This is a genomic window from Oleiphilus sp. HI0079 (genome assembly GCF_001635105.1).
This window is the reverse complement of sequence record NZ_LWFT01001330.1, coordinates 1-602: the sequence shown is the minus strand read 5'-3', so window position 1 is coordinate 602 and position 602 is coordinate 1. Positions and strand designations below refer to the sequence as shown.

The following is a 602-nucleotide window of genomic DNA, read 5'->3' as shown; positions in this document are numbered from 1 at the left end:
TAGTGAGCAAACGGGCGTCACTGCGGTTATTAACCAAAACATCATTAACGGTGGAGCACTTGCCACCGGCGCGAACGCGGGCAGCTTCGAAGTGAATGACGTGGTCGTCAATATTTCGATTGGCGCATCGGATACAGCGACCGACATTCAAAATGCAATGATCACTGCTTTCAACAATAAAGCAGGTCAGACTGGTGTAAGGGCAGAAGCGTTCGGCTCCACGTATCGCCTAATTGCTGAAGACGGCCGTAACATCACGCTTGACACCTATACAGGTATTACAGCAGCAAACTTAGGTCTTCCTACTGCGGGAACCACACAGTCATCGATCACTCTCGAAGCAGCAGGCAAGATAACGCTCGAAACCCTGACTGGCAATATCGCTAACTCAGGCTTTGGGGTTGGAGAGTATGGCGCCGCTGAAGATGGAAGCCTCGTTAAAGATATTGATATAAGAACTGTCGCGGGCGCTCTTGCGGCACTCGACTCTGTTGATAACGCAATGAATACGGTCAACCTTCAGCGTGCTAACTTGGGGGCTATCCAAAACCGATTCGAATCAACCATTCAGAATCAACAAATTGCCTCTGAAAATATGCAGG

Annotated in this window: 1 protein-coding gene; it reads left to right on the top strand. The window is 49.3% G+C overall.

The window, feature by feature from the left end:
- On the top strand, positions 1 to 602 hold a 602-nt coding region (locus A3750_RS23050; protein WP_255374899.1), incomplete at both ends, for a flagellin.